Here is a 1,843-nt window from a genome sequence, read left to right on the forward strand (position 1 = left end):
ATGTCGCGATCGAAGAACCGGGCTACCCGCCGGCGCGGTTGGCCTTCACGGCCGGCGGCGCCCGCCTTGCCCCCATCCCGGTTGATGCTCATGGGATCAATGTGGACATGCTCGCCGAGCGCGCGGAAACCATCCGGGCGGTCTATGTGACGCCCTCACATCAATACCCGACAGGGGCGGTGCTTTCCATGGCGCGGCGTCTGGCCCTGATTGATTGGGCCGCGGCGAAGGGCGCGTGGATATTGGAGGACGACTACGACAGCGAGTTTCGCTACGACGATCGCCCGCTGGCCGCGCTGCAGGGCGTCGACGAGCATGACAGGGTCATCTATCTGGGTACGTTCAGCAAGGCGTTGCTGCCCGGTCTGCGCTTGGGCTACCTCGTGGTACCGGCCGAGCTCGTGCCAGCCTTTCGTGCAATGCGCGTCCTGCTCGACCGCTTCCCGGCGCCATTTCACCAACTGGTCGTCGCCGACTTCCTGAGCGAGGGGCATTTTTCCAGCCACCTGCGGAGATTGAGGGAGGCATATCGGGCGTCACGCGACATGCTTGTGGCGTTGTTGCGCGAGGAATTCCCCGACGAGACGCGGGTTGTGGTCGAAGTGCCCATGCAAGGCGTTCATCTGCTTGCCCGCCTGTCTTCGGGCTTTGACGATGTTGAGATCGCGCAAGCCGCTCGCCGATCCGGTGTCACCGTGCTGCCGATCTCTCCGATGCATCAGGCGTCGGCAGTCAGCCACGGCCTGCTTCTCGGCTTCTCGGCCCTGCACCATGAGGACGCGGCGCCCGGCGTCAGGCGGTTGGCATCGGCCGTCCTTCAAGGTCAGGCGAAGCCTGGATAACGGATCGGCCTACCGCACATCCACCCAACGTTGTTCCCGAAACGAGCGCGCCATCGCGTGCACGGTGCGCTCGATCTCCAGCCCTTCGTCGAAGTCGATGATCCGCGCCGGCTTGCCGGCGATCCGCATCAGCAATTCGCGGCATTCGATGATCTTGAGGTCGTTGAAGCCGAGGCCGTGCCCGGGCGCCGGAAGGAAGGAATCATAGGGCTTGTGGTGCGGCGCCGTCAGGATCGTGCGATAGCCCTGCTCGGTCGGCCGGTCGGCGGTGAGGTAGAGCTGGAACTCGTTCATCCGCTCCTGGTCGTAGAGGATCGAGCCCTTCGAGCCGAAGATCTGGATGGCGATGCGGCCCTTGCGGCCCCAGGCCGAGCGGTTGACCAGCAGCGTGCCGGCGACGCCGTTTTCGAGATGCATCAGCACGCTGGCGATGTCATAGGTCTCGACCGCGCGCCGCCCGCCCGATGCGACCTGCCGGTCGGCATAGGGCTTGACCATGTCGCACATGACCTGGGCGACGCGGCCGAACAACGCCTTGATGAGCGACAGCGGATGCACCGCGAAATCGTCGAGCGCGCCGTAGCCGGAGGTGGCCTCATGCTTCCAGAAGAACAGCGCGTCCGGATCGGCCATGAAATCCTCGTCCATCTCGATGCGCACGAGATTGACGTCGCCGATGATCTTTTCATCGAGCAGCGCGCCGATGTGGCGGATCGTCGGGTTCTGGATGTAGTTGTAGCCGAGCACCGCGACCTTGCCGGTTTCGCGGGCCACCTTCGCCATGGTATCGGCCTCGGCGAAGCTTGGCGCCATCGGCTTCTCGCACCATAGATGCTTGCCGGCTTCAAGGATGGCGATAGCCATTTCCGGATGGAACTGGTTGGGTGTGGTCAGCGACACGACATCCACGTCCGGATCGTTGACGACGGCACGCCAGTCGCCGGACGCCCTGGCGAAGCCGAACTCGCCCGCCTTGCGTCTGGCCAGTTCGTCATTGACCT

At 64.4% G+C, this 1,843-nt stretch carries 2 protein-coding genes; one reads left to right on the forward strand and one right to left on the reverse strand.

Annotation, left to right across the window (positions count from 1 at the left end; genetic code table 11):
• Positions 1 to 842 (forward strand): PLP-dependent aminotransferase family protein (locus Q0L57_RS13990; protein ID WP_296743540.1); only part of this gene is annotated, 842 nt, incomplete at its 5' end.
• A gap of 9 nt (positions 843 to 851) precedes the next feature.
• Here the strand turns inward: Q0L57_RS13990 and Q0L57_RS13995 are convergent.
• A partial coding sequence (locus tag Q0L57_RS13995) for a Gfo/Idh/MocA family oxidoreductase (protein ID WP_296743541.1) occupies positions 852 to 1,843 on the reverse strand: 992 nt, incomplete at its 5' end.

This window comes from Mesorhizobium sp. (assembly GCF_024509055.1).
In the GTDB taxonomy this organism is placed as follows: domain Bacteria; phylum Pseudomonadota; class Alphaproteobacteria; order Rhizobiales; family Rhizobiaceae; genus Mesorhizobium.